This is a genomic window from Caenimonas soli, assembly GCF_013155545.1.
Lineage (GTDB): Bacteria > Pseudomonadota > Gammaproteobacteria > Burkholderiales > Burkholderiaceae_C > Ramlibacter > Ramlibacter soli.
This window is the reverse complement of sequence record NZ_JABJVV010000008.1, coordinates 189,924-212,501: the sequence shown is the minus strand read 5'-3', so window position 1 is coordinate 212,501 and position 22,578 is coordinate 189,924. Positions and strand designations below refer to the sequence as shown.

Genomic DNA, 22,578 nt, shown 5'->3' with positions numbered 1-22,578 from the left:
TGAAGCGTGCGGGTCAAGGAACCTTCATTGGTTCATGCAGAGTGTTGAGCAATAGCCGTGCCAACGTTTCAGCCCCGTCCGCGCTGGTGCGCGCACTCATTTTGTGCGGCGCACCAAGCGGTGCACCAGAAGTGCTTCAGGCCAGCAGATCGGCCACGTCGAGGATGCGCTGCGCGACATCGCCGAGCTTGAGGCCGCGATCCATGGCGGTCTTGCGCAGCTTGTCGTAGGCCTCTTTCTCCGACAGGCCCTGGCGCTGCATCAGCAGTCCCTTGGCGCGGTCAATGACCTTGCGCTCCTGCAATTCGGAGCGGGCGTCGGCGAGTTCCCTGCGCAATTCCTGCTCGTGCTGGAAGCGCGCCATCGCCACGTCCAGAATGGGGCGGATGCGCTCGGGCGCCAAGCCGGCGACGATATAGGCCGTGACGCCGGCCGCCACCGCATCCTTGACGTGCGTGGTGTCTTCGTCATTGGTGAACAGCACGATGGGGCGGCGTTCGGCGCGGGTGGCCATCACCACGTGCTCCAACGCGTCGCGGGCGGCGCTCTCGGCATCGACCACGATCATGTCGGGCTGCAGCTGGGCGATCCGCTCGCCCAGGAAAGTGTCCGTGGGCAGCACGGCAATGATGTTGTAACCGTTCTCCAGCAGGCTGATGCGCAATTGGCGCGAACGCTCGGCCAGTTCGAGCGCGTGCGTGTCCTCGACGTCCGGCGTGAGCGAATCCGGTGCGATAACCACGATACGAAGGGACTGGGAAGGCGTCATGCCCGGGAGGTGCGCAAGATTCGCGCCAACGTAACCTAAACTGCGCAGATGCTTGTATTGGGAATCGAGTCCTCCTGCGACGAAACCGGTGTCGCCCTGGTCGAGGCGACAGGGGCGGCCGTGCCGGTGCTGCGTGGCGATGCGCTGCACAGCCAGATCGACATGCACCAGGCCTATGGCGGCGTGGTGCCCGAACTGGCCAGCCGCGACCACATCCGCCGCGTGCTGCCGCTCACCGAAATGGTGCTGACCCAGGCTGGTGCGAGCCTCGCCCAGGTGGACGTGGTCGCGTACACCCGCGGGCCGGGCCTGGCCGGTGCGTTGCTGGTGGGCGCGGGTGTTGCCTGCGCTCTCGGCGCCGCCCTGGACAAGCCGGTGCTGGGTGTCCATCACCTCGAAGGGCATTTGTTGTCGCCCTTCCTTAGTGCGGACCCGCCGGAATTCCCCTTTGTGGCGCTGCTGGTCTCCGGCGGCCACACGCAGTTGATGCGGGTTGACGGCGTCGGCCGTTACGAACTGTTGGGCGAAACCATAGACGATGCCGCGGGTGAGGCCTTCGACAAGTCGGCCAAGCTGATGGGCTTGGGCTATCCCGGCGGGCCGGCGTTGTCTCGGCTGGCCGAGCAGGGGGATCCCGAAGCCTTCAAGCTGCCGCGACCGCTGATGCGCAGCGGCGACCTCGACTTCTCGTTCGCGGGGCTCAAGACCGCCGTGCTCACGCAGGCGAAAAAGCTGGGCCCGGAACTCGATGCGCGCAAGGCCGATCTCGCCGCCTCGACCCAGGCGGCCATCGTCGAAGTGCTGGTGAAAAAGTCGATGACGGCGCTGGAGCGCTCGGGATTGCGGCGACTGGTCGTCGCAGGGGGCGTCGGCGCCAACAAGTCCCTGCGCAGCGAGCTCAACGCCGCCAGTGCGAAGCGTGGGGTGCGTGTGCATTACCCCGAGCTGCACCTGTGCACGGACAACGGCGCCATGATCGCCATGGCCGCAGCGATGCGGCTACAAGCCGGTATTCAGGAGGCCAGGCGGGTTTACGCCTTCGACGTCAAACCGCGCTGGCCCCTCGGGGAGTTGCAGTTTCACGGATGAAGCCGTTGACGACGCGGATGTACTCCTCTGGATGGCTCAAATGCGGCACATGGCCCGCTTGGGCAAACAGGTACCTGCCCGCGTGCGGTAGCGCCTGCGCGACGCGTTCCACCACCATGGCGAAGAAAGGCGGGCTCTGTCCGCCAAGGCTCAGCAGCGTCGGCGCCGAAAAACCCGACAGGCGGTCGAGCGCCATCGTCGCCGACTCAGTCTCCTGGATTTCTTCCAGCCAGGTTGGTGCGTTGAAGACGAACGTCTCCCGCGTGGCCTGAGGCAGCTGCGTCCACGCGCCCGGCCCGAACGCAACGGTTTCCACGAAACGCTGGGCGCCGCCTGGCATGTCGCCCGCTTGCAGCAGCGCGGCCACGGCCGCTATTCGCTCCCCCACGGCGTCGAGCACGGGGCGGGCTTCGCTGTTGCCGTCGAGCAAGCCGAACAAGGGTGGTTCGTGCACGACCAGGCTGCGGGCCAGATCGGGGCGTTGCGCCGCCAGGCGCAGCGCGATGGCCGCACCGAAGGAGTTGCCGATCACGTGTGCGGGACCATCGAACAGATGCTCGATGAGGCGAGCGAGATCCTCGACGTCGTCCGCGATGCTGCCCGAACCCGGCCGTTCACTCCGGCTGTGGCCGCGGCGGTCGTAAGTGGCGACACGCAGCGTGTTCGAGAGGGCGGGGACGACACGCGCCCAGTTGTGATGATCGCCCCAGGAGCCGTGCACCAGGACAACGGGCTCACCGTTGCCGCTGAGCTCCCAGTAGAGCTGGACTCCGTTGATCGCGCTGGTGGGCATGCGCACCTCCACAGGTTGTGGGGCAGTCTAGTCGCGCAGCGCCGAAGTACAAGGCCCGCCGCAGGCGGTGCCTTGTCATCTCCTTATTTAATCTCGATCTGGCGCGCGTTGCTGACCGGCACTTTCTTGGCCAGGGTCAGGGTCAGCACGCCGTTCTCGAGCTTGGCAGCGCTGGCTTCGGCGTCGATGTCCTGCGGCAGCTCGTAGGCGGCCTTGAACTGGCGCTTGGCGTCCTTCTGGGTCTCGATGCGAACGATGCTGCCCTCGATGTTGATGGCCAGTTCTTCCTTGGCAACGCCGGGAAGGTCCAGGGTGACGGTCCAGGCCTTCTCGTCCTGTTTCACGTCGAAGCCCTGCTGGGCATTGCTGAAGAACGCATCGTTGACGAAGCGCTCGAAGCTGCGGTCGAACGAGCGGAATGCGGGGGAATGGGCGCGGGTGCGAACTACGGGTGCGAAAAACATGTCGAACTCCTTGTCATGAAGAGGGATGTGGACGGCGGTTTTTGTTTCCGCCCGTCCTATACACTGCGCGACTCTCAACCACGATCGCCGCATGCCTCCCATCTGTGAACGCAGCGGTTGATTTCAAGTGCTTTTCAAGGGAAAACCGAAGTGAAAAATCCGCGCCGCCAGGTCTTGAAATCTCTCGCCGCGTCGCTACTTGTGCCGAACTTTGCCTGGGCCCAGGGCACGCAGCAGCCCGTGAAGATCGCGATGATCGAGGGCTTGTCGGGCGGCAATGCCAATGGCGGCGAAGCGGTGTTTCGCAACCTGGTCTGGGCCGTCGAGCGTGTGAACCAGCGGGGCGGCGTCAAGACGGCGCAAGGGGCTCGCATGCTGCAGCTGGACCGTTACGACAGCAAGGGCCAGATCGAGGAGGCGCTGTCCGCCATGCGCTCGGCGATCGACGACGGCGCGCAGTTCATCGTGCAGGGCAACTCGTCGGCGGTGGCAGCCGCTCTGATCGAGGCGGTGAACAAGCACAACGAGCGCGAGCCGGGCCGGCGCGTGCTGTTCCTGAACTATTCGGCGGTCGATCCCATCCTGACCAACGAGAAGTGCAGCTTCTGGCATTTCCGCTTCGACGCCCATGCCGACATGCGCATGGCCGCCCTGATGTCGGTGCTGCGCGAAGACAAGGCCCTCAAGTCGGTTTACCTGCTGGGCCAGGACTACAGCTTCGGCCAGGCTGTACTGCGCGAAGCGCGCCGCCAGCTGGGCGCGCAAAGGCCCGATATCCAGATCGTGGGCGACGAGTTGCACCCGCTGCTGCGCATCAAGGATTTCGCGCCCTATGCCACCAAGATCAAGGCCAGCGGGGCCGAGGCGGTCATCACCGGCAATTTCAGCAACGACCTGACGCTGCTGGTGAAGGCCGCGAGGGAAGTCGGCTTCGACGGCAAGTTCTACACCTTCTACGGCAACGCGCTGGGCGCGCCGGCCGCCATGGGCGAGGCGGGGCTGGGCAAGGTCATCGCGGTGGCCGACTGGCTCCCCAACGTGCAGACGGCGCAGAGCGAAGCCTTCTACCAGTCCTTCCGCCAGCGCTACCCCAAGCCGGCCGACGACTATGTGCACATGCGCATGCAGCTGATGATCGAGGCGCTGGCCCAGGCCATCGACAAGGCCCGCAGCATCGATGCCGTGGCGGTTGCGAATGCGATGGAGCACGTGTTCGTGAACCTGCAAGGCCAGGCCGGCAAGATGCGCGCGGCCGATCACCAGTTTCAGCAGCAGCTGGTGGTGGGCGTGATGGACCGCCAGGGCGCGCCCGGGGTGAAGTTCGACGTCGAAGGATCGGGCTACGGGTTCCGGGTGATCCGGCAGATTCCGGCGGCGCAGGCCGAATTGCCTCACAGCTGCCGGATGATTCGGCCTTAGGACTTTCCACGACGTGAAGGCGGCCCCAGGGCCGCTTTTTTTTGCTCACCGTCGAGCCATGCAAATTCTTTATGCGGGTTTCTCCGGGTATGCAGACTGGTGTCGCCGATCAAAATAGAACCGTGATTCTGATTCGGAAACGTCTTTAACCTATCTAGGAGACGCAAATGCGTGGCAGGAATGTTGTTGCGGCTGCGGCCGTCATGTGCGCACTGGCGCTTACGTCCGCGAAGGCCTTTGCCCAGCAGACGGTCCGCACCCAGGAGTACCCCGGGAACCTGCTCCACTTGGTGGATTGGGTGATGCGAAGCAAGGGCTTCTGCGAAAAAGAGGCCCTCAATTGCCAGTCCGTCACCCTGGCCAACGGGCCGCTGGCTCAGCAGGCCGCTGCCGCCGGGAGCGTCGACATCATCGTCAGCTCGGCCGACGTCATGATGCAGGCCGTCGCCAAAGGCAATGACCTGATGATCCTCGGCACGGACATCACCAACAACATCTATTCGCTCTCCGCGGCAGCCGAGATCGCCGAGGCGGCCAAGGGCAAAACCTATCCGGAGAACATGAAGGCGCTGGCCGGTAAACGCATCGGCGTCACGGCGCGCGGCTCATCGACCGAGATGATCGCCAAGGCGCTGCTGGCCGGCGCGGGCGTGCCGACCGACAACATCACTTTCGTTGCGGTGGGCGCGCCGGCGACCGCGTTCGCGGCGCTTTCGGCCAAGCAGGTGGACGCCATCGTCAGCTGGGACCCGATCCCGGGTCTGTGCGAAGCCACCAAGAAGTGCACCGTGTTCGTCGACCTGAGCAAGGGCCAGGGCCCGGCCGACCTTCAGTCGATGAACGGCGGTTATGTGGTCTGGCAGGCGCGCCGCGAGTATGTGCAGAAGAACGCTGCCGTGATCGACCGCTTCCTTCGGGCACATGCCGAAGCCGTGAAGTGGCTTGGCGATCCGAAGAACTTCAAGGAGGCACGCGACATCGCGGCGAAAGGCTTCCGCCTGCACGACGACGTGCCCAATCGCGAGCAGGTGTTCGACCAGATGGTCAAGGGCATGATCGCGCAGTACGGCACAAAATTCGATCGCAAGGCGGTGGATGGGTTCAACTCATTCCTGATGGCGAACAAGCTGATCGAAAAACCTCTTTCGGCCGCGAGCCTGGTCTATGACAAGGCGCCTTGAAGTGGACACGAGCGAGGCGCAGGTCGAAGGGCGGGCTGCGTCGATCGAGATCAGGCACGTCAATCACCGCTTCGGTGCCAATGTCGTCGCGGTGAGCGACGCGAGCCTGAAGATCAACGCCGGCGAGTTCGTCTCCATAGTGGGGCCCAGCGGCTGCGGCAAGACCACCATACTGAACCTGATCGCCGGGCTGATCGACCAGCAAGACGGGCAGATCGCCGTCGCGGGCACGTCGCCGAAAGCCGGGCGCGCCGACGTGGCCTACATGCTGGCGCGCGACTGCCTGTTCCCATGGCGCACGGCGATAGACAACGTGATGCTGGGCGGCGAGTTCCGGGGCGTACCGGCGATTCGGCGCCGCGAGCGCGCCCAGGAGTTGCTGAAGCACGTGGGGCTCGCCGGCTTCGAGAACCATTACCCCAAAGCGCTTTCGCACGGCATGCGCCAGCGGGTGGCCCTGGCCCGCACCTTCTCGCTCGAATCCCCGGTGCTGCTGATGGACGAGCCGTTCGGCGCGCTCGACGCCCAGACCAAGATGCAGCTTGAGGACGTCTTGCTCGACCTGTGGAGCGAGGAGCGCCGCACCGTGCTGTTCATCACGCACGACCTGGCAGAAGCGGTGATGCTGTCCGATCGCGTTGTCGTGATGTCTGCCAGGCCGGGGCGCATCCTGGTGGACATCCCCATCTCGCTGCCGCGTCCTCGGTCCGTCCGCGCGTTGCAGAAAGACCCGGCTTTCCACGCCATCTACGCCCAGGTCTGGTCGTGGCTTGAACAAGCGCTCGGTGTGCCGCAGACGCTCGCAGAGGAGGTGACCCAGTGAACGCCGTCACCGCCCAGTTCTCGCGCCGGCAGTCCCTGCAGATCCTCATGTGGCAGGTCATCGTGTTGACCGCCTTCCTCGTGCTGTGGGAAATCGTGGCGCGGCAGCGCCTGATCGACCCCCTCTTCATCGGCCATCCGTCGAAGATATTCACGCACCTCTACAAGTCCATCTTCGTCACCGGCCAGTTGCTCACCGAGGCCGGTTGGACGCTCTGGTCGACTGCCATCGCATTCGTGCTGGGCAGCGCGGGAGGGCTGGCGTTCGGCCTGCTGTTCGTGGCCTACCCGGCGCTCGAGCGGTTCTTCGATCCGCTGTTTTCGGCGCTCAACGCCTTGCCACGCATCGCGCTCGCGCCGCTGTTCCTGCTGTGGTTCGGCCTCGGCGTGACGTCCAAGATCGCACTGGGCACGTCATTGACTTTCTTCATCGTGCTCAACAGCACGGTGGCTGGGGCGCGCAGCGTCGACTCCGACTGGCTAACGCTGAGCCGCATGCTCGGTGCCAGCAAGGCTGCCATCTTCTTCAAGGTGACCTTGGTGAGTGCCGTGCCGACGATCTTCTCGGGGCTTCGCCTCGGGCTGATCTATGCACTGCTCGGTGTCATTGGCGGGGAAATCATCGCCTCGCAACACGGGTTGGGCCAGATGCTGACCTACCTTGCGGGCACGTTTGACACGGACGGTGTGTTCGCGGTGCTGTTCTTCCTGGCGGTGCTCGGCGTCGTGCTGATTCATGCCATGAGCGCGGTCGAAAAACACTTGTTGAGGTGGAAATGAAGTCGTTGGACGATGCCGCGGAACCGGCTGCACGGGGCGACGGGAAGTATCCGATCGACGATTTCCTGGCACTCCAGGAGGCGACGCCGGCGCGCCAGGCGCGCAGCGAGGCCACTTTCCGTGCGCTCATCCAGGCGGGAAGCCGAGCGCTCGACGGCGGCAGCCTCGAGAAGATCTCGATCAGCGAAGTCTGCCGCGCTGCGGGGACTTCCGTGGGTGCCTTTTACGGCCGGTTCGAGAACAAGGAAGTCTTCTTTACCGCAATCCAGCAGTCGGCCATTGCCGATGTCTGGGACGGGATCCAGCAGATGCTGAACGAGCTCGACGCGCGCGATGCGCCGGCCGCAGAGTTCCTCGAATCGATCGCGACGTTCTGGGTGCGTATCTACCGGGACAACCGCGGCCTCTACCTGGCCGCCTTCAAGCACGCATCGACGCGGCCGGGCGTCTGGACGCCGTTCAAGAAGCTCGGCTGGAGCGGCTCCGCGCTGATCGCAAAGACGCTGGCGAATCGGCTCCCGGGCGGCCATGACGATCTGCTGGTCCGCCAGGCCATGCAGTTCGTCAACGGCCTGCTGGTCAACGCCACCATCAACGATCCCGGCCCAATCCACCTGGACGACCCGGAGATGGCCGGACACGTGAGCCGTTTCCTGTGCCTCTACCTGGGCGTTCCGGCCCAGGCCCCCGTCGAGACCGGCCGTTCGCGGGCCGTCCGGAAGGCCCGCCAATGATGCGCTACACCGACAAGCGCGTCGTCGTGACCGGCGGCGCGTCCGGAATCGGGCTGGCTACAGCGCGGCGCCTGTTCGCCGAAGGCGCGACGCTGGCTCTCGTTGATCTCGATATCGACGGGGCTCGACGTGGCGCGGGCGCCATTGACGCGAGCGGCGTACGGGTTGCGGGCTATGGCGCCAATGTGGCCGACAGCGCCGCGGTGACCAACGTCCTGCGGAGTGCGGAAGAATGGATGGGCGGGATCGATGTCGTGGTCAACAGCGCCGGTATCATCGCGCGCGGAGCGATCGGCGAGACCAGCGACGAGGCATGGCGCCGTGTCGTTGACATCGATCTCAGCTCGATGTTCTACGTAGCCCGCGCCGTGGCGCCGGCCATGCGTCGCGCCGGCCGTGGCGCGATCGTCAACGTCGCCTCCGTGGCGGGTTCCGTGGGCGCGGTGAATGCCGCTTACGCCGCTGCCAAGGGCGGGGTGATCGCGCTGACCCGACAGCTCGCGAACGAACTGTCCACCGATTCGATCCGGGTCAATTCGGTATCGCCCGGCTTCACCGCCACTCCGTTGAACCAGGAGCTGCGTGCCGCCGGTTCGGAGGCCGCCTGGGCCAATCGCATCCCGCTGGGCCGCTTCGGCCTGGCGGAGGAGATCGCTGCCGTCTGCGCCTTCCTGGGCTCGGACGACGCGTCATACATCACCGGGATCGACCTCGTCGCCGACGGGGGCCTTAGTGCCGTGGCACGCCCGGATTACATCCCCGCGGGGGCCGCCATGGGCGGCTATCAAGGAGTACGTCAATGACTAACGTGGTGCTGGCGCAGGGTCTGCGCACGCCATTCGGGCGGTTTGGTGGCAAGCTGGCCGGCTATTCGGCGGTCGAACTCGGAGCCCTGGCCACCCGGGCGCTGCTGAGTCGCGCCGACGTCGATCCTGCCGATGTCGAAGAGAGTTTCTTCGGTACCGCCCTGCTGGCGGCGTCGACGTCGGTCGCGGCCCGGCAGATCGCGATCAGGGCGGGTGTGCCGGCTGACAAGCCTTCGCTCACGGTGGATCGCGCCTGCTGCTCGTCGATGACGTGCATCGGGCTGGGAATGTCGAGGATCCGCGGCGGCGAGGCGGGCCTCATCCTTGCGGGGGGGATCGAAAGCGCCAGCCAGACCCCCTTCATGATGAAGGGGGTGCGCTGGGGGCATCGGCTGGGGGACTTCACCGTCGAAGACCCCATGCAGATGCGCAACCCGATCACCGGGCAGCCCATCGCCTTAGTCACCGGCCAGGCGGCGCTGGCTTTCGGTGTCGGTCGCGAGGAACAGGACGACTGGGCTTACGAAAGCCATCTCAAATTTTTTCGGGCGCTCGATGCGGGCCTCTACGCGGACGAAACCATCGCGGTCGCCGGCAACGGCGAGGACGACGAGGAGTTCACGATCGACGAATCGCCGCGCCGCGCTGTGTCCCGCGAAAAGCTCAGCCGGTTGCCGACGGTGTACGGCGGCCCCACGGTGACGGCGGGGAACGCCCCCGGATTGAATGACGGAGCGGCCGCGGTATTGCTCATGTCCCGCGAGCGGGCAGCGCGCAATGGCGCCTCCGCCCTCGGTGAACTGGTTTCGTACGCCCAGGTCTGCGGGGCGCCGGATTCGTCCGTCTACATGCCCGCGCGGGCGATCCAGCTGGCGCTGTCGAAAGCCGGACTGGACATCTCCGACATCAAGCGCATCGAGATCAACGAAGCGTTCGCCGCCATGCCGCTGGTGTCCACTCTGGAGCTCGCGCAGGGCGATGCCGGGCGCACGCGGTCGCTGCGCGCGATCACCAACGTGAACGGCGGCGCTGTCGCGCTCGGCCATCCGACCGGCGCCAGCGGCGCACGCATCGTCATGGGGCTGGCTCGCGAACTTGCGCGCTGCGGCGGGGGCTACGGTGCCGCCGCCATCTGCGGTGGGTACGGCCAGGCCGACGCCGTCATCGTGAAGGTCTAAACAATGCTCGGTTTCATCGACGAGACGCTGCGGGACGGCCCGCAATCGCTGTGGGCCACCCGGATGTCGACTGAGGACATGCTGGGCGCGACCCAATGGATCGACCGGTCCGGCTTCGCCAAGGTGTGCGTGACATCGGGCGCCGCTTTCGAGACGGCGGTCAAGTTTCTTCGCGACGACCCCTGGGAGCGCCTGCGCCTGCTGCGCACGTATATGCCGGCAGTGACGATCGATGTGCTGATGCGCAGCCGCAACCTGTTCGGCTGGGAGCGGTATCCCGACGAGGTGATCGAGCTGTTGTTCCGCTGCCTGCGCAACAGCGGCACCCAGTGGATCAAGGTCTTCGACGGCCTCAACGACATTCCCAGCATCGAGGCCAATTTCCGGATCGCGCGGCGGCTGGGGATGAAGACCTCGGCGATGCTGGCTTTCTCGTTGAGTCCCATCCACACCGACGAGCACTTCGTCCAGAAGGCGCGCGAGGTGCTCGCCATCGGTGTCGATTCGATCTCGATGTGCGACGCCAGCGGCCTGCTGACGGGGCCGCGCACCAAGACGCTGCTCGCCGCGCTGAAGGCCGAGATCGGAGGCCGCGTTCCCATCGAGTTCCTGGCGCACCACTCGATGGGCCTGGCGCACGAGGCCTACCGCGAAGCGATGCTCGCGGGGGTTTCCGCCGTGACCACCGCTTCCGGTCCGCTGGCGAACGGCGAGTCGCTACCGAGCACGCTGGACATCCTTGCGATCGCGGACGAAATCGGCCTGCCGACCTCGCTCGACGTGGAAGCGATCCGCCGGACCGAGGATTACTTTCACTGGATCGCCTTCAGGGACAAGCATCCCATCCAGCCCTCGGCGGAATACGACCCGCTGAGGTACAACTCGTTTGCCGGCCACCAGATCCCCGGCGGGATGATCTCCAACTTCCGCAAGCAGTTGCGCGAAATCGGCCTGATCCACCGCCAGGATGAAGTGCTCGAGGAAGCCAGCCGGATCCGCATCGAGCTGGGCTGCCCGATCATGGTCACGCCGTTCTCCCAGTTCGTCGGCGTGCAGGCGACCTTCAACGTCATCCAGGGCGAACGCTACAAGACGGTGCCGAAGGAGCTTGTCCAGTACGTGCTTGGCTACTACGGGCAATCCCCCGGTCCAATCGACCCGAATGTCGTGGACAAGGTGCTCAACGGGGATTCGCCCCCGAGGATCGACCACGCGGCCATGTTCGAATCGCGCGTCCTCGAACGCTTCCGCCGGGAGCACGGGCCGTTCCGCAGCGACGAGGATTTGCTCATCGCGCTGTTCTACGGCAAGGAGCAGCTGAATTCGCTGTTGCAGGAGAAGCGCCACTTCACCGAACGGCCGACCGTTGAGAAGCCGCTGCAGGCGCTGGTGCGCCAGTTGGCCGCCGACACGAGTCTGAAATCCGTCAAGTTCGAAGCGCGTGGCATCCGCTGCGCGATGTCGCACGCTTGACCTATTGACGTTGAGGAACCACGTGGTGCCGACCCAACCCAAAAAACCCATGTCCTACAGTTTCACTTACCAGGATGCCGTCGAAGTGCTGCGGCTGATCCGCGAGAGCGAGAGCGTTACCAGCTTCGAACTGGAGTTCGGCGATATCAAACTCAGTATCGACCGTACGGCGTCTGCGCCGGCCCGCCAGACCATGACGCCGGTCGCTGCTGCTGCGCCAGAAACGCTGACGGCAGCTCCTGCGGCATCGCCCGCGCCCGCGCGTTCCGGCGGGCCTGCAACGGCCCCCGCGGCTGCGGAGGCCGATGGGCTGCACCGCATCGTCGCTCCGATGCTGGGGATCTTCTTCCGCTCGCCATCTGCCGGCGAGCCGCCTTTTGTCAAGGAAGGCGATCAGGTCAAGGCGGGAGATACGGTCGGCCTGATCGAGGTCATGAAGCTCTTCACCCCGGTGGTCGCCGAGTGCGCCGGTCGCGTGATCCGTATCGAAGCGGCCGATGCGATGCTCGTCGAGCATGGGCAGACGCTGCTGCTGATCGAGCGATCGAGCCATGCCTGACGTCTCGCAACCCTTCCGCCGCGTTTTTGTCGCCAACCGCGGCGAGATCGCGGTGCGCATCATCCGTGCCTGCCGCGAGGCAGGCCTCGAGTCGGTGCTCGGCATGTCGGAGGCGGATCGCCATTCGCTCGCTGCGCGCCTGGCCGATCGGGCCGTCTGTCTGGGTCCTGCACCGGCGGCCAAGAGCTATCTGCGCAGCGATCTCATCGCGACGGCGGCGCACGGCACGGGCTGCCAGGCGGTGCACCCGGGTTATGGCTTTCTTTCGGAGCGCGCGGAGCTGCACCGCGCCTGCGCCCGCTACGGCATCGCCTTCGTCGGGCCTTCCGTGGAAGCCATCCAGGCGATGGGGGACAAACTGAGCGCGATCCGGCTGGCGAAGGCGGCCGGGGTGCCGGTAGTGCCGGGCTCTGAGCAACTGAAGAGCGTCGAGGAGGTGCGCGCCGCCGCCGAGGTGATTGGTTACCCGTGCCTGTTGAAGGCGAGTGCCGGCGGCGGTGGCCGCGGCATGCGCATCGTGCGCGATCCGCAGTCGCTGTCGGTGGCCTACGAGAGCGCGCAGGCCGAGGCCTTGGCCGCTTTCGGCGATGCCACCGTGTATCTCGAGAAATTCATCGAGCGCGCCAGGCATATCGAAATCCAGGTGCTCGGTGACCGCCACGGCAACCTCGTCCACCTGTTCGACCGGGATTGCAGCGTCCAGCGGCGCCACCAGAAGCTGATCGAGGAGTCGCCGTCGCCGGTACTGTCACCGGTGCGCCGCGCCGAGATGGCCGAGGCGGCGTTGGAACTGGCTCGAGGCGTCGGATATTTCAGCGCCGGCACGGTGGAGTTCGTGTTTGATGCGGATGCCGACCGGTTCTATTTCCTCGAGATGAACACTCGCATCCAGGTGGAGCATCCGGTGACCGAAATGGTGACTGGCGTGGACCTGGTGCGCGAGCAGCTGCGGGTGGCGGCCGGCGAACGTCTATCCGTGCGCCAGCGCGACATCGCGGTGCGAGGCCATGCCATCGAATGCCGCATCAACGCCGAGAACCCACTGCGCGACTTCATGCCCGCTCCGGGGCGCATCACGCGCTGGAAACCGCCCTCCGGCGAGGGGCTGCGGCTGGATACGCATTGCGAGGAGGGGTACATGATCCCCCCTTTCTACGACTCGATGGTCGCCAAGTTGATCGCCCACCGCGCCGACCGGCTCCAGGCGACCGACCTGCTGACTCGCGCACTCGACAGCTTCGAAGTGGAGGGCATCTCCACGACCATCGGGCTGAACCGGGCCGTGCTGGCCAGTCCAGCTTTCCGCGACGCGCAAGTCACGACCCGCTGGCTGGAAACGCAGTTCCTGCCGCAATGGTTAGACGCGCCGGCCGGCGGCCGCTGAGCCCGGCGCCCACACCAGGAGAACCCCATGAATCTCATCGACTTCTTCGACAACAGCGTGGACCGCGTGCCCCAGCGGGATTGCCTGGTCTTCGAGGGCCAGCGCAGGACCTACCGGGAGGTGGGCGACCTCGCGACGCGCATCGGCCACGGCTTGCGCGCCGCCGGTGTCCACCGGGAGACCAAATGCGCGGTGGTCAGCCGCAACCATCCGGTCGCCTTCACCGCGATGCTGGCCATCCTGAAGGCCGAAGGGACCTGGGTTCCGTTGAATCCGGTCAATGCCGTCGAGGAGAACCTCTACATCGTCGAGCAGTTCGACGTCGAAGTCCTGTTCTTCCAGAAGGATTCCGAAGCCTTCGCACGGCTGGTGCGTGAACGCCTGACCAAGGTCAAGCACTTCTACTGCATCGACGGCGCGAGCGACATGGGGCCCGAGGTGGAGCCTTGGGCGGCCGCGCAGCCGAACGATGCGATCTGCCTTCCCTGGCAGCCGGAGGCGATGTGCTGGCTGCGCGGCACCGGCGGCACGACGGGTCGGCCAAAGGGCGTGATGAACACCAACCGCAATTTCGAAACGACGATTGCCAACTTCTGCGCGCGTCTGCGCTTCGAAGCGCCGCCGATACAGTTGGCCGTGGCGCCTTTGAGCCACGCGGCGGGCGTTCTGGCGATGGTCAACCTCGCGTTGGGCGGCACCATGATCATCCACCGCGGCTTCGACGCCCAGCTCACGCTCGAGGCGATCGCGGGCCATCGGGTGTCATGGCTGTACCTTCCGCCGACGGCCCTGTATACGCTGCTCTCGCAGCCGAACGTGCGCGAATTCGACTATTCGTCGCTTCGACACTTCATCTATGGCGCCGCGCCGAGCTCCCAATCGAAGCTGCGTGAAGCCATCGGGGTCTTCGGGCCGGTCCTCACGCAGGCCTATGGCCAGACCGAGGTGCCCACGTCGGTGACCTACCTTGGACCGGAGGACCACGTCGATGCGAACGGGGCCGTGATCGACCAGCGGCTCTTGAGCTGCGGGCGGCCGACGCCGTTCGCGCGCGTCGCGCTGCTGGACGACGAAGGCAAGCCGGTGTCGCGAGGCAAGATCGGCGAGATCTGCGTCCAGGGCGGTTTGCTGATGAAGGGCTACTACAAGAACCCGGATGCGACCGCGGAAACCTCAAAACACGGCTGGCACCACACCGGCGACCTCGCCTGGCAGGATGACGAAGGCTTCATTTACATCTGCGATCGCAAGAAGGAGATGATCATCACCGGCGGGTACAACGTCTATCCGCTCGAAGTGGAGCAGGTGGTCATGAGCCATTCGTCGGTGCAGGACTGCGCCGTCGTCGGCGTCCCCGACGCGAAGTGGGGGGAGGCCATCAAGGCGGTGATCGAACTGAAGCCGGGCCGGGCGGTCGAGCCGGAGGTGATCATGGAGATGTGCCGCGAGCGCCTCGGGCCCGTGAAGACGCCGAAATCGGTGGAGTTCATCGATGAACTGCCGCGCAGTCCGGCAGGAAAGGTCCTGCGCAAGTCGGTCCGTAGCCAATACTGGCAAGGCCAGTCCCGCAACGTGTAGTCGGGCCGTGGAAGCGCTCAAACACGTCGATCGCCGCGTCGCCCGCGAGGCGTTCGAGAACGCCCTGGCCTCGCATGTGCAGCAGCCCGGCGCCTTTTTCCTGGCGCGCCTGCTGGGGTTGGACTTCAGCTACGCGCCGCAGCGCTGCGTGATCGAATTCGACATCCTCGACTTCATGCTCAATCCCCGCGGCGCCCTGCACGGCGGCATCGTGTGCCTCGTGCTCGACGCCTCTATGGGCCATTTGATGCTCAACGAGGGCCGAACCGGCGCCACGCTTGAGTTGAAGACCCAGTTCGTGCGTGGGGTGGCGAGTGGCCGGCTTCGCTGCGAGGCTTCCGTGCTGCACGCGGGCGAGCGGGTATGGTTCATGGAGTCGCGTTGTACGGACCCGGAGGGGCGCCTCATAGCGTCGGCGAGTTCGACCTGGCACGCATCGCGTGAGCAGTTGACGGTATGACCCCGCGCGGCAAGAACATCCTGATCACAGGGGCGGCAGGCGGCATCGGCGCCGCGATGGCACGCCGGTTTGCGGCAGAGGGTGCCGCCGGCATCGGTATTGCCGACCTGGATTTCGACGCTGCACGGCGCTTGGCAGCCGAAGTGCAGGGCTTGCATCCAGAACTGGGGGCTCGTCCCTATCAAGTCGATGTGACGAAAGCCGAACATCTCGAGCGACTGGCCCGTGAGTTCGAAGGTGACTTCGGCTCCACCGACCTGCTGTGCTCGAATGCGGGGGTCTTCCAGGCCAATGGGGTATCTGCGCCCGCGGCGGCATGGGAAATGAGTTGGGCCGCCAACGTCATGAGCAACGTCCATCTGTCGAACGCGGTGTTGCCCGGGATGTTGAAACGTGGCGCCGGGTACATCCTGATTACGTGCTCCGCAGCGGGCCTGCTCGCCAACATGGACGCTCCGTACATGGTCACCAAGCATGCGGCGGTCGCCTACGCTGAATGGCTGGCCATTCAGTATCGACTCCGGGGCATCGGCGTCAGCGCGCTCTGTTCGCTGGGCGTCAGGACCTCGATGCTGACCCGGCTTCGCGAGCAGGCTCCTGACGTGGCGGCAGGCATTCTGGCAGGAGGGGATCTGCTTGCGCCGGAGCAGGTTGCCGAAAGCGTCGTCGAGGGCCTGGCGGCCGAAACCTTCCTCATCCTGCCCCACACTTCGGTCCGCGAACGGGTGGTCTTCAAAGCCCACAATCGCGACCAGTGGATCGCGTCGATGCAGCGCCAGTACGGCATGACCGACAATGGAGGCCATGCGCCAAGCCATAGAGAACCTCGAAGAATCGAAGATCCGTGAAGTCGCCAACGCCGGCATGGGACGCAGCGATGTGCTGGCGTTCTGGTTCGGAGAAAGCGACGAGGTCACACCTGACTTCATCCGCCAGGCGGCGATCGAATCGCTGCAGAAGGGTGAAACCTTCTACGCCCACAACCTGGGCCTGCCGGAGCTGCGCCACGCCGTGGCGCAATACACCAGCGGCCTCCACGGCAAGGTGTCAAGCCACCGGATCGCCATCACCTCGGGTGGTGTCAATGCGCTGATGCTGGCCGTGCAGGCGCTGGTGGACGCGGACGATGAAGTGGTCGCCGTCACGCCGGTATGGCCCAACCTCACGGCTCAGCCGCTCATCATGGGCGCCAGGCTCAAGCGGGTCTCGCTCAAGCCGCAGGGCGGCGCCTGGACGCTGGATCTCCAGGCATTGCTGGATGCCATCACGCCCTCGACCAAGCTCCTGATCGTCAACGCACCGAATAACCCCACGGGCTGGACGCTCAGCCGTGCCGAGCAGGAGGCCGTCCTGGCGCATTGCCGCAAGACCGGCACCTGGATCCTGGCGGATGAGGTGTACGAGCGGCTGTATTACGAAGATTCGGCCAACGGCTGCGCGCCCAGTTTCCTCGACGTCGCATCGCCCGACGACCGGCTGGTGGTGGTGCACAGCTTCTCCAAGAGCTTCCTCATGACCGGCTGGCGCCTGGGCTGGCTCGTGATGCCGGCGTCGATGACGCCGCACATGGGCAAGCTGGTGGAATTCAACACCTCCTGTGCCAGCGTCTTTACCCAGCGCGCCGGCCTCGCGGCTCTGCAGCGCACGGATGAGGTGACTCCCCGGGTCGTGGCGCACCTCAAGGCTTGCCGGGACACGCTGGTGCCGATGCTCCAGGCCTTGCCGCAGGTGCGCGTGGAGGCAGCGAAGGGCGGCATGTACGCCTTTTTCAAGCTCGACGGTTTCGACGACTCCCTGGCCGTGGCCAAGCGGTTGGTGGCCGAGGCCGGCCTGGGCCTGGCGCCGGGCAACGCGTTCGCGCCGGAGGCGCAGGGATGGCTCAGGTGGTGCTTTGCGTCCAAGGACCTAGCACGGCTGGGGCAGGGCGTGGAGCGGCTGCACTCCTGGCTGGGCGCATCCAGGCTATAATTCCAAGGCTTTGCATCCCGCAAGGCGCACGTTGGGGCGCAGTTCCAGCCCCCAACGCAAGTTAAAACATTCAAGGAAAACCCAATGACCACTCTGAACAAGGCCGAGGTCGTCAAGGCCAACGCGCGCAGCGCCAATGACACGGGCAGCCCCGAAGTGCAGGTTGCACTCCTGACGGCTCGCATCAACGAACTCACCCCCCACTTCAAGACGCACGCCAAGGACCACCACGGCCGCCGCGGCCTCCTGCGCATGGTGAACCGCCGCAAGAGCCTGCTGACCTACCTGAAGAACAAGGACGCCGACCGCTACACGGCGCTTATCGGCAAGCTGGGCCTGCGCAAGTAAGCAGGACAAAAACACGAAGGCGCCTGAGTTAGCTCACCCTAGCTCAGGCGCTTTTCACTTCGGAGACGGCAAGACGAATACGCGCTGTGTCATTCCACAAGAAGCCCAGGGCCTCTTATGGAATGGCATCGTGTTCGACACCGCTCTGTCTCCGGGCAGAAAGCGCAGCCTGATGCGCTGTTAGACAAGGAGAGCTGAACATGAGCATTTTCAACAAAGTCACCAAGACCTTCCAATGGGGCTCGCACGCCGTCACCCTGGAAACCGGTGAGATCGCGCGCCAGTCCGGCGGCGCCGTCATCGTCAACATCGAAGGCACCGTGGTGCTGGCCACCGTGGTCGCGTCCAAGTCCGCCAAGCCGGGCCAGGACTTCTTTCCGCTGACCGTCGACTACATCGAGAAGACCTACGCCGCCGGCAAGATCCCCGGCAGCTTCTTCAAGCGCGAAGCCAAGCCCAGCGAACACGAAACGCTCACGAGCCGCCTGATCGACCGCCCGATCCGCCCGCTGTTCCCTGAAGGCTTCTTCAATGAAGTACACGTGGTCATCCACACGCTGTCGCTCAACCCCGAAGTCGACGCCGACATCGCCGCCATGATCGGCACCAGCGCTGCCCTGGCCATCTCCGGCATTCCGTTCGCCGGCCCCATCGGCGCGGCGCGCGTGGGCTACGTCAACGGCGAGTACGTGCTCAACCCGGGCCAGACGGCCCGCAAGATGTCCGACCTGGACCTGATCGTCGCCGGCACCGAAGCTGCCGTGCTGATGGTGGAATCCGAAGCTCAGCAGCTGTCCGAAGAGATCATGCTCGGCGCCGTGGTGTTCGGCCATGAGCAGGGCAACGTCGCGATCAACGCCATCCATGAACTGGTGCGCGACGCCGGCAAGCCCGTGTGGGACTGGCAGCCGCCCGCCAAGGACGAGCCCTTCATCGCCAAGGTCAACGCCATTGCCGAAGAGAAGCTGCGCGCCGCCTACCAGATCCGCAGCAAGCAGGCCCGCACCCAGGCCCTGCGCGAAGCCACCGCCTCGGTGCTGGCGTCGCTGAAAGAGTCGGGCGCCGATTTCGACCCGATCAAGGTCGATGCACTGCTGTTCGACATCGAAGCCAAGATCGTGCGCAGCCAGATCCTGTCGGGCGAGCCGCGTATCGACGGCCGCGACACGCGCACCGTGCGACCCATCGAGATCCGCACCGGCGTGCTGCCCCGCACCCACGGCTCGGCCCTGTTCACCCGCGGTGAAACCCAGGCGCTGGTCGTCACCACGCTCGGCACCGAGCGCGACGCGCAGCGCATCGACGCGCTGATGGGCGAGTACGAAGACCGCTTCATGTTCCACTACAACATGCCTCCCTTCGCCACCGGCGAAGTGGGCCGCATGGGCTCGACCAAGCGCCGCGAAATCGGCCACGGCCGCCTGGCCAAGCGCGCACTGATCCCGGTGCTGCCGGCCAAGGACGAGTTCCCCTACACCATGCGCGTGGTTTCGGAAATCACCGAATCCAACGGCTCCTCGTCGATGGCGTCGGTGTGCGGCGGCTGCCTGTCGCTGATGGACGCCGGCGTGCCGATGAAGGCCCACGTGGCCGGCATCGCCATGGGCCTGATCAAGGAAGGCAACCGCTTCGCGGTGCTGACCGACATCCTGGGTGACGAAGATCACCTCGGCGATATGGACTTCAAGGTGGCCGGCACGACCAACGGCATCACCGCGCTGCAGATGGACATCAAGATCCAGGGCATCACCAAGGAGATCATGCAGGTCGCACTGGCCCAGGCCAAGGAAGCTCGCATGCACATCCTGGGCAAGATGCAGGAAGCGCTGGGCGAGGCCAAGACCGAGGTGAGCAACTTCGCTCCGCGCCTGTTCACGATGAAGATCAACCCCGAGAAGATTCGCGACGTGATCGGCAAGGGCGGCGCCGTCATCCGCGCGCTGACCGAAGAGACCGGCACGCAGATCGACATCGCCGAAGACGGCACCATCACCATCGCTTCGACCGATCCGGCCAAGGCCGAGGAAGCCAAGAAGCGCATCGAGCAGATCACCGCGGAAGTGGAGATCGGCAAGGTCTACGAAGGCCCCATCACCAAGCTGCTGGACTTCGGCGCCCTGGTGAACCTCTTGCCCGGCAAGGACGGCCTGCTGCACATCAGCCAGATCGCCCATGAGCGCGTCGAGAAGGTCACCGATTACCTGAGCGAAGGCCAGATCGTGCGCGTCAAGGTGCTCGAGACCGACGAGAAGGGCCGCGTCAAGCTGTCCATGAAGGCTTTGCTCGACCGTCCGGCGGGCGAGTTCCAGGATCGCCCCCCGCGCGAGCCGCGTGAACAGCGCGAGCCCCGTGGCGACCGCCAGCCGCGTGGCGACCAGCCGCCGCGCGAGCAGCGTGAGCCGCGCGAAGTGGTCCCGCAGCAGGCCCCGGTCGACGACCAGGCCTGATCGTACCGTCTCAGTTGGCGCATGCACCTCGACGGGTGCGGGCGCCAGCCTCAAATACCATGAAAGCCGTTGAAATCAGCGCCTATGGCCCGCCCGACGTCCTGCGTCTGGGCGAGCGTCCCGCGCCCGTGCCTGGCGCGGGCGAGGTACTCATCCGCGTCAGCGCCAGCGGTATCAACCGCCCGGACGTGTTGCAGCGGACCGGCAACTACCCGGTGCCACCGGGCGCTTCGGATATTCCGGGGCTGGAGGTGGCCGGAGAGATCGTGGATGGCGATGCGGAAGCGCTGGTGGCTGCGGGATTGAAGCAGGGCGATCGCGTTTGTGCGTTGGTCGCAGGCGGCGGTTACGCGCAGCTCTGCGTTGCGCCGGTGGACCAGTGCCTGCCGGTGCCCAATGGCCTCAGCGACGTCGAGGCGGCCTCGCTGCCTGAAACCTTCTTCACGGTGTGGAGCAATGTGTTCGACCGCGTCAGGCTGCAGCCCGGCGAGACGCTGCTGATCCAGGGCGGCTCCAGCGGCATCGGCGTCACGGCGATCCAGATGGCCAAGGCACTGGGCTCCAAGGTCATCGTCACGGCGGGCAGCGACGACAAGTGCGAAGCCTGCCTGAAGCTCGGCGCCGACCACGCCATCAACTACAAGACCCACGACTTCGTCGCAGAAGCGAAGAGGCTCACCGGCGGCGCGGGCGTCAACGTGATCCTCGACATGGTCGCGGGCGCCTATGTGGCCCGCGAAGTCGAGTGCCTGGCCGAGGACGGCCGCCTGGTGATCATCGCGGTGCAAGGCGGCGTCAAGAGCGAATTCAACGCCGGCATGGTGCTGCGCAAGCGGCTGCTCATCACCGGCTCGACCCTGCGGCCACGGCCCGTGGCATTCAAGGCCGCGATCGCCCAGTCGCTCAGGGCCAAGGTCTGGCCGCTGCTGGAGAGCGGAGCCATCAAGCCGGTCATCCACAGCACCTTTGCCGCAGCCGACGCCGCCAAGGCGCACGAGCTGATGGAATCGAACCAGCACATCGGCAAGATCGTGCTGACCTGGGAAAAACAGTGATGAAGAAGAAACTGATCGCAGGCAACTGGAAGATGAACGGCAACCTGGCCGCCAACGAAGCGCTGGTGCGCGCGTTGCTCGAGGGCATGGGCGATGCCGCGTGCACCGTGGCGGTCTGCGTGCCTGCGCCTTACCTGGCGCAGCTGAGGGCGCTGCGGTCGGGCTCGGCGCTGGAGATCGGTGCGCAGGATGTGTCCCAGCACGAGCAGGGCGCTTACACCGGCGAGATTTCGGCCCTCATGCTCAAGGAATTCGGCGTGCGCTACGCCATCGTCGGCCATTCGGAGCGGCGCCAGTATCACGGCGAGACCGATGCCCTGGTGGCCGAAAAGACCAAGACCGCCCTGGCGCACGGGATCACCCCGATCGTCTGCGTCGGCGAAACGCTGGCCGAGCGCGAAGCCGGCAAGACCGAAGAAGTGGTCAAACGCCAGATGGCGGCCGTGATCCACACCAATGGGCACTGCATCAGCGAAATCGTCGTGGCCTATGAACCCGTCTGGGCCATTGGCACCGGCAAGACCGCCACGCCCGAGCAGGCCCAGCAGGTGCACGCCCTCCTGCGCGCCCAGCTTCATGCGGCCACCTCGCACTCGGACCGCATCTCCATCCTCTACGGCGGCAGCATGAACGCGGCCAATGCGGCTTCGCTGCTGAGCCAGCCGGATATCGACGGCGGCCTGGTCGGGGGCGCATCGCTCAAGGCCGCGGATTTTTTGCAAATCATCGCGGCCGCCCGCTAGGCGGCCAAGCACTATAAAAATCGGAGTGACCACAAAATGAACGTTTTCCTTACCATCATCCTCGCCGTGCAGATGCTCACGGCCCTGGGCATGATCGGCCTCATCCTCATCCAGCACGGCAAGGGCGCCGACATGGGCGCGGCCTTCGGCAGCGGCAGCTCGGGCAGCCTGTTTGGTGCCAGCGGCAGCGCCAACTTCCTGTCGCGCACGACGGCTGTGCTGGCGGGCGTGTTCTTCGTCTGCACGTTGGCGCTGGCCTACTTCGGCAATCTGCGGCCCGTGGAATCGGGCAGCGTGCTGGAGCGCGCCACCACCGCCCCCGCGCCCGCTCCGGCTGCATCCGGCGCCGCCGGGCAGATCCCGGCTACGGCCCCGGCCGCCCCTGGCGGCGCGGCCGCCGTCGTCCCTGCGCCCGCCGCATCGGGCGCAGGCCAAATCCCCACGAAGTGATCAGCAGATAAGCGCTGCTTCGCGGGAGGAGCGGCGCTGTTTCGGGGTAAACTCCTAGGCTGTCCGGGAAGCCAACAA

The 22,578-nt window shown here is 65.6% G+C and carries 23 protein-coding genes; 20 read left to right on the top strand and 3 right to left on the bottom strand.

Annotated features, from left to right (window positions below):
• Nucleotides 1-136: 136 nt before the first annotated feature.
• Complete coding sequence (locus HNE04_RS14555) at nucleotides 137-769, bottom strand: ANTAR domain-containing response regulator (RefSeq protein ID WP_172220230.1); 633 nt, start codon at nucleotides 767-769, stop codon at nucleotides 137-139.
• A gap of 48 nt (nucleotides 770-817) precedes the next feature.
• Here HNE04_RS14555 and tsaD point away from each other — a divergent pair, with 48 nt between their 5' ends.
• Nucleotides 818-1,858: a tRNA (adenosine(37)-N6)-threonylcarbamoyltransferase complex transferase subunit TsaD gene (tsaD, locus tag HNE04_RS14550; RefSeq protein WP_172220227.1), complete on the top strand. Its 1,041-nt coding sequence runs from the start codon at nucleotides 818-820 to the stop codon at nucleotides 1,856-1,858.
• Here tsaD and HNE04_RS14545 read toward each other — a convergent pair.
• On the bottom strand, nucleotides 1,815-2,651 hold the full coding sequence (locus HNE04_RS14545; protein WP_172220224.1) for an alpha/beta fold hydrolase: 837 nt from the start codon (nucleotides 2,649-2,651) through the stop codon (nucleotides 1,815-1,817). The two genes, tsaD and HNE04_RS14545, sit on opposite strands and share 44 nt — an antisense overlap.
• An 83-nt stretch (nucleotides 2,652-2,734) precedes the next feature.
• Nucleotides 2,735-3,115 (bottom strand): Hsp20 family protein, encoded by a 381-nt coding sequence (locus HNE04_RS14540; RefSeq protein ID WP_172220221.1) that lies wholly within the window; start codon nucleotides 3,113-3,115, stop codon nucleotides 2,735-2,737.
• Between the two features lie 201 nt (nucleotides 3,116-3,316).
• Here HNE04_RS14540 and HNE04_RS14535 point away from each other — a divergent pair, with 201 nt between their 5' ends.
• The 19 genes from HNE04_RS14535 (at nucleotide 3,317) to secG (ending at nucleotide 22,500) form a co-directional block, all read left to right on the top strand.
• Nucleotides 3,317-4,534, top strand: coding sequence for a branched-chain amino acid ABC transporter substrate-binding protein (locus HNE04_RS14535; RefSeq protein WP_328700336.1), 1,218 nt, complete (start codon nucleotides 3,317-3,319; stop codon nucleotides 4,532-4,534).
• 167 nt (nucleotides 4,535-4,701) lie between these two features.
• Nucleotides 4,702-5,715: an ABC transporter substrate-binding protein gene (locus tag HNE04_RS14530; RefSeq protein WP_172220218.1), complete on the top strand. Its 1,014-nt coding sequence runs from the start codon at nucleotides 4,702-4,704 to the stop codon at nucleotides 5,713-5,715.
• A 1-nt stretch (nucleotide 5,716) separates the two neighbouring features.
• Nucleotides 5,717-6,538 carry an ABC transporter ATP-binding protein gene (locus HNE04_RS14525; RefSeq protein ID WP_328700333.1) on the top strand — a complete coding sequence of 274 codons (822 nt, stop codon included), beginning with the start codon at nucleotides 5,717-5,719 and terminating at the stop codon, nucleotides 6,536-6,538.
• Nucleotides 6,535-7,317 (top strand): ABC transporter permease, encoded by a 783-nt coding sequence (locus HNE04_RS14520; protein ID WP_328700332.1) that lies wholly within the window; start codon nucleotides 6,535-6,537, stop codon nucleotides 7,315-7,317. The genes HNE04_RS14525 and HNE04_RS14520 overlap by 4 nt, the downstream gene beginning before the upstream one ends.
• A complete protein-coding gene (locus HNE04_RS14515; protein WP_172220212.1) occupies nucleotides 7,314-8,051 on the top strand; it encodes a TetR/AcrR family transcriptional regulator in 738 nt (245 codons plus the stop codon). The genes HNE04_RS14520 and HNE04_RS14515 overlap by 4 nt, the downstream gene beginning before the upstream one ends.
• Complete coding sequence (locus HNE04_RS14510; RefSeq protein WP_172220209.1) at nucleotides 8,048-8,854, top strand: SDR family NAD(P)-dependent oxidoreductase; 807 nt, start codon at nucleotides 8,048-8,050, stop codon at nucleotides 8,852-8,854. The genes HNE04_RS14515 and HNE04_RS14510 overlap by 4 nt, the downstream gene beginning before the upstream one ends.
• Nucleotides 8,851-10,035, top strand: coding sequence for a thiolase family protein (locus HNE04_RS14505; protein WP_172220206.1), 1,185 nt, complete (start codon nucleotides 8,851-8,853; stop codon nucleotides 10,033-10,035). The genes HNE04_RS14510 and HNE04_RS14505 overlap by 4 nt, the downstream gene beginning before the upstream one ends.
• A 3-nt stretch (nucleotides 10,036-10,038) precedes the next feature.
• Nucleotides 10,039-11,508 carry a hypothetical protein gene (locus tag HNE04_RS14500; protein WP_172220203.1) on the top strand — a complete coding sequence of 490 codons (1,470 nt, stop codon included), beginning with the start codon at nucleotides 10,039-10,041 and terminating at the stop codon, nucleotides 11,506-11,508.
• A gap of 49 nt (nucleotides 11,509-11,557) precedes the next feature.
• The gene (locus tag HNE04_RS14495; RefSeq protein ID WP_172220200.1) at nucleotides 11,558-12,067 is read left to right on the top strand and encodes an acetyl-CoA carboxylase biotin carboxyl carrier protein; all 510 of its coding nucleotides are present in this window, start codon (nucleotides 11,558-11,560) and stop codon (nucleotides 12,065-12,067) included.
• Nucleotides 12,060-13,451 carry an acetyl-CoA carboxylase biotin carboxylase subunit gene (locus HNE04_RS14490; protein WP_172220197.1) on the top strand — a complete coding sequence of 464 codons (1,392 nt, stop codon included), beginning with the start codon at nucleotides 12,060-12,062 and terminating at the stop codon, nucleotides 13,449-13,451. The genes HNE04_RS14495 and HNE04_RS14490 overlap by 8 nt, the downstream gene beginning before the upstream one ends.
• A gap of 27 nt (nucleotides 13,452-13,478) precedes the next feature.
• Nucleotides 13,479-15,029 (top strand): AMP-binding protein, encoded by a 1,551-nt coding sequence (locus HNE04_RS14485; RefSeq protein ID WP_172220194.1) that lies wholly within the window; start codon nucleotides 13,479-13,481, stop codon nucleotides 15,027-15,029.
• A 7-nt stretch (nucleotides 15,030-15,036) separates the two neighbouring features.
• Nucleotides 15,037-15,489, top strand: coding sequence for a PaaI family thioesterase (locus HNE04_RS14480; RefSeq protein ID WP_328700331.1), 453 nt, complete (start codon nucleotides 15,037-15,039; stop codon nucleotides 15,487-15,489).
• Nucleotides 15,486-16,337 (top strand): SDR family oxidoreductase, encoded by an 852-nt coding sequence (locus tag HNE04_RS14475; RefSeq protein WP_172220190.1) that lies wholly within the window; start codon nucleotides 15,486-15,488, stop codon nucleotides 16,335-16,337. The genes HNE04_RS14480 and HNE04_RS14475 overlap by 4 nt, the downstream gene beginning before the upstream one ends.
• Entirely contained in the window at nucleotides 16,294-17,457 is a 1,164-nt protein-coding gene (locus tag HNE04_RS14470) for a pyridoxal phosphate-dependent aminotransferase (protein ID WP_172220188.1), read from the top strand. Before HNE04_RS14475 ends, HNE04_RS14470 begins: the two co-directional genes overlap by 44 nt.
• Nucleotides 17,458-17,541: 84 nt before the next feature.
• Nucleotides 17,542-17,805 carry a 30S ribosomal protein S15 gene (rpsO, locus tag HNE04_RS14465; protein ID WP_172220186.1) on the top strand — a complete coding sequence of 88 codons (264 nt, stop codon included), beginning with the start codon at nucleotides 17,542-17,544 and terminating at the stop codon, nucleotides 17,803-17,805.
• Nucleotides 17,806-18,005: 200 nt separating this feature from the next.
• Entirely contained in the window at nucleotides 18,006-20,252 is a 2,247-nt protein-coding gene (gene pnp, locus HNE04_RS14460; RefSeq protein ID WP_172220184.1) for a polyribonucleotide nucleotidyltransferase, read from the top strand.
• A 59-nt stretch (nucleotides 20,253-20,311) separates the two neighbouring features.
• Complete coding sequence (locus HNE04_RS14455; RefSeq protein ID WP_172220182.1) at nucleotides 20,312-21,307, top strand: NAD(P)H-quinone oxidoreductase; 996 nt, start codon at nucleotides 20,312-20,314, stop codon at nucleotides 21,305-21,307.
• Entirely contained in the window at nucleotides 21,307-22,050 is a 744-nt protein-coding gene (tpiA, locus tag HNE04_RS14450) for a triose-phosphate isomerase (RefSeq protein WP_172220180.1), read from the top strand. Before HNE04_RS14455 ends, tpiA begins: the two co-directional genes overlap by 1 nt.
• Before the next feature lie 36 nt (nucleotides 22,051-22,086).
• The gene (gene secG / locus HNE04_RS14445; protein WP_172220178.1) at nucleotides 22,087-22,500 is read left to right on the top strand and encodes a preprotein translocase subunit SecG; all 414 of its coding nucleotides are present in this window, start codon (nucleotides 22,087-22,089) and stop codon (nucleotides 22,498-22,500) included.
• Nucleotides 22,501-22,578 lie beyond the last annotated feature (78 nt).

What these genes read in the sequence shown, in the direction of transcription:
- rpsO (WP_172220186.1), top strand. Translation starts at nt 17,542, where the DNA reads ATGACCACTCTGAACAAGGCCGAGGTCGTCAAGGCCAACGCGCGCAGC.
- tsaD (WP_172220227.1), top strand. Translation starts at nt 818, where the DNA reads ATGCTTGTATTGGGAATCGAGTCCTCCTGCGACGAAACCGGTGTCGCC.
- tpiA (WP_172220180.1), top strand. Translation starts at nt 21,307, where the DNA reads ATGAAGAAGAAACTGATCGCAGGCAACTGGAAGATGAACGGCAACCTG.
- HNE04_RS14455 (WP_172220182.1), top strand. Translation starts at nt 20,312, where the DNA reads ATGAAAGCCGTTGAAATCAGCGCCTATGGCCCGCCCGACGTCCTGCGT.
- secG (WP_172220178.1), top strand. Translation starts at nt 22,087, where the DNA reads ATGAACGTTTTCCTTACCATCATCCTCGCCGTGCAGATGCTCACGGCC.
- HNE04_RS14540 (WP_172220221.1), bottom strand. Translation starts at nt 3,115, where the DNA reads ATGTTTTTCGCACCCGTAGTTCGCACCCGCGCCCATTCCCCCGCATTC.
- HNE04_RS14470 (WP_172220188.1), top strand. Translation starts at nt 16,294, where the DNA reads ATGCGCCAAGCCATAGAGAACCTCGAAGAATCGAAGATCCGTGAAGTC.
- HNE04_RS14490 (WP_172220197.1), top strand. Translation starts at nt 12,060, where the DNA reads ATGCCTGACGTCTCGCAACCCTTCCGCCGCGTTTTTGTCGCCAACCGC.
- HNE04_RS14510 (WP_172220209.1), top strand. Translation starts at nt 8,048, where the DNA reads ATGATGCGCTACACCGACAAGCGCGTCGTCGTGACCGGCGGCGCGTCC.
- HNE04_RS14485 (WP_172220194.1), top strand. Translation starts at nt 13,479, where the DNA reads ATGAATCTCATCGACTTCTTCGACAACAGCGTGGACCGCGTGCCCCAG.
- pnp (WP_172220184.1), top strand. Translation starts at nt 18,006, where the DNA reads ATGAGCATTTTCAACAAAGTCACCAAGACCTTCCAATGGGGCTCGCAC.
- HNE04_RS14505 (WP_172220206.1), top strand. Translation starts at nt 8,851, where the DNA reads ATGACTAACGTGGTGCTGGCGCAGGGTCTGCGCACGCCATTCGGGCGG.
- HNE04_RS14500 (WP_172220203.1), top strand. Translation starts at nt 10,039, where the DNA reads ATGCTCGGTTTCATCGACGAGACGCTGCGGGACGGCCCGCAATCGCTG.
- HNE04_RS14515 (WP_172220212.1), top strand. Translation starts at nt 7,314, where the DNA reads ATGAAGTCGTTGGACGATGCCGCGGAACCGGCTGCACGGGGCGACGGG.
- HNE04_RS14530 (WP_172220218.1), top strand. Translation starts at nt 4,702, where the DNA reads ATGCGTGGCAGGAATGTTGTTGCGGCTGCGGCCGTCATGTGCGCACTG.
- HNE04_RS14545 (WP_172220224.1), bottom strand. Translation starts at nt 2,651, where the DNA reads ATGCCCACCAGCGCGATCAACGGAGTCCAGCTCTACTGGGAGCTCAGC.
- HNE04_RS14495 (WP_172220200.1), top strand. Translation starts at nt 11,558, where the DNA reads ATGTCCTACAGTTTCACTTACCAGGATGCCGTCGAAGTGCTGCGGCTG.
- HNE04_RS14555 (WP_172220230.1), bottom strand. Translation starts at nt 769, where the DNA reads ATGACGCCTTCCCAGTCCCTTCGTATCGTGGTTATCGCACCGGATTCG.
- HNE04_RS14475 (WP_172220190.1), top strand. Translation starts at nt 15,486, where the DNA reads ATGACCCCGCGCGGCAAGAACATCCTGATCACAGGGGCGGCAGGCGGC.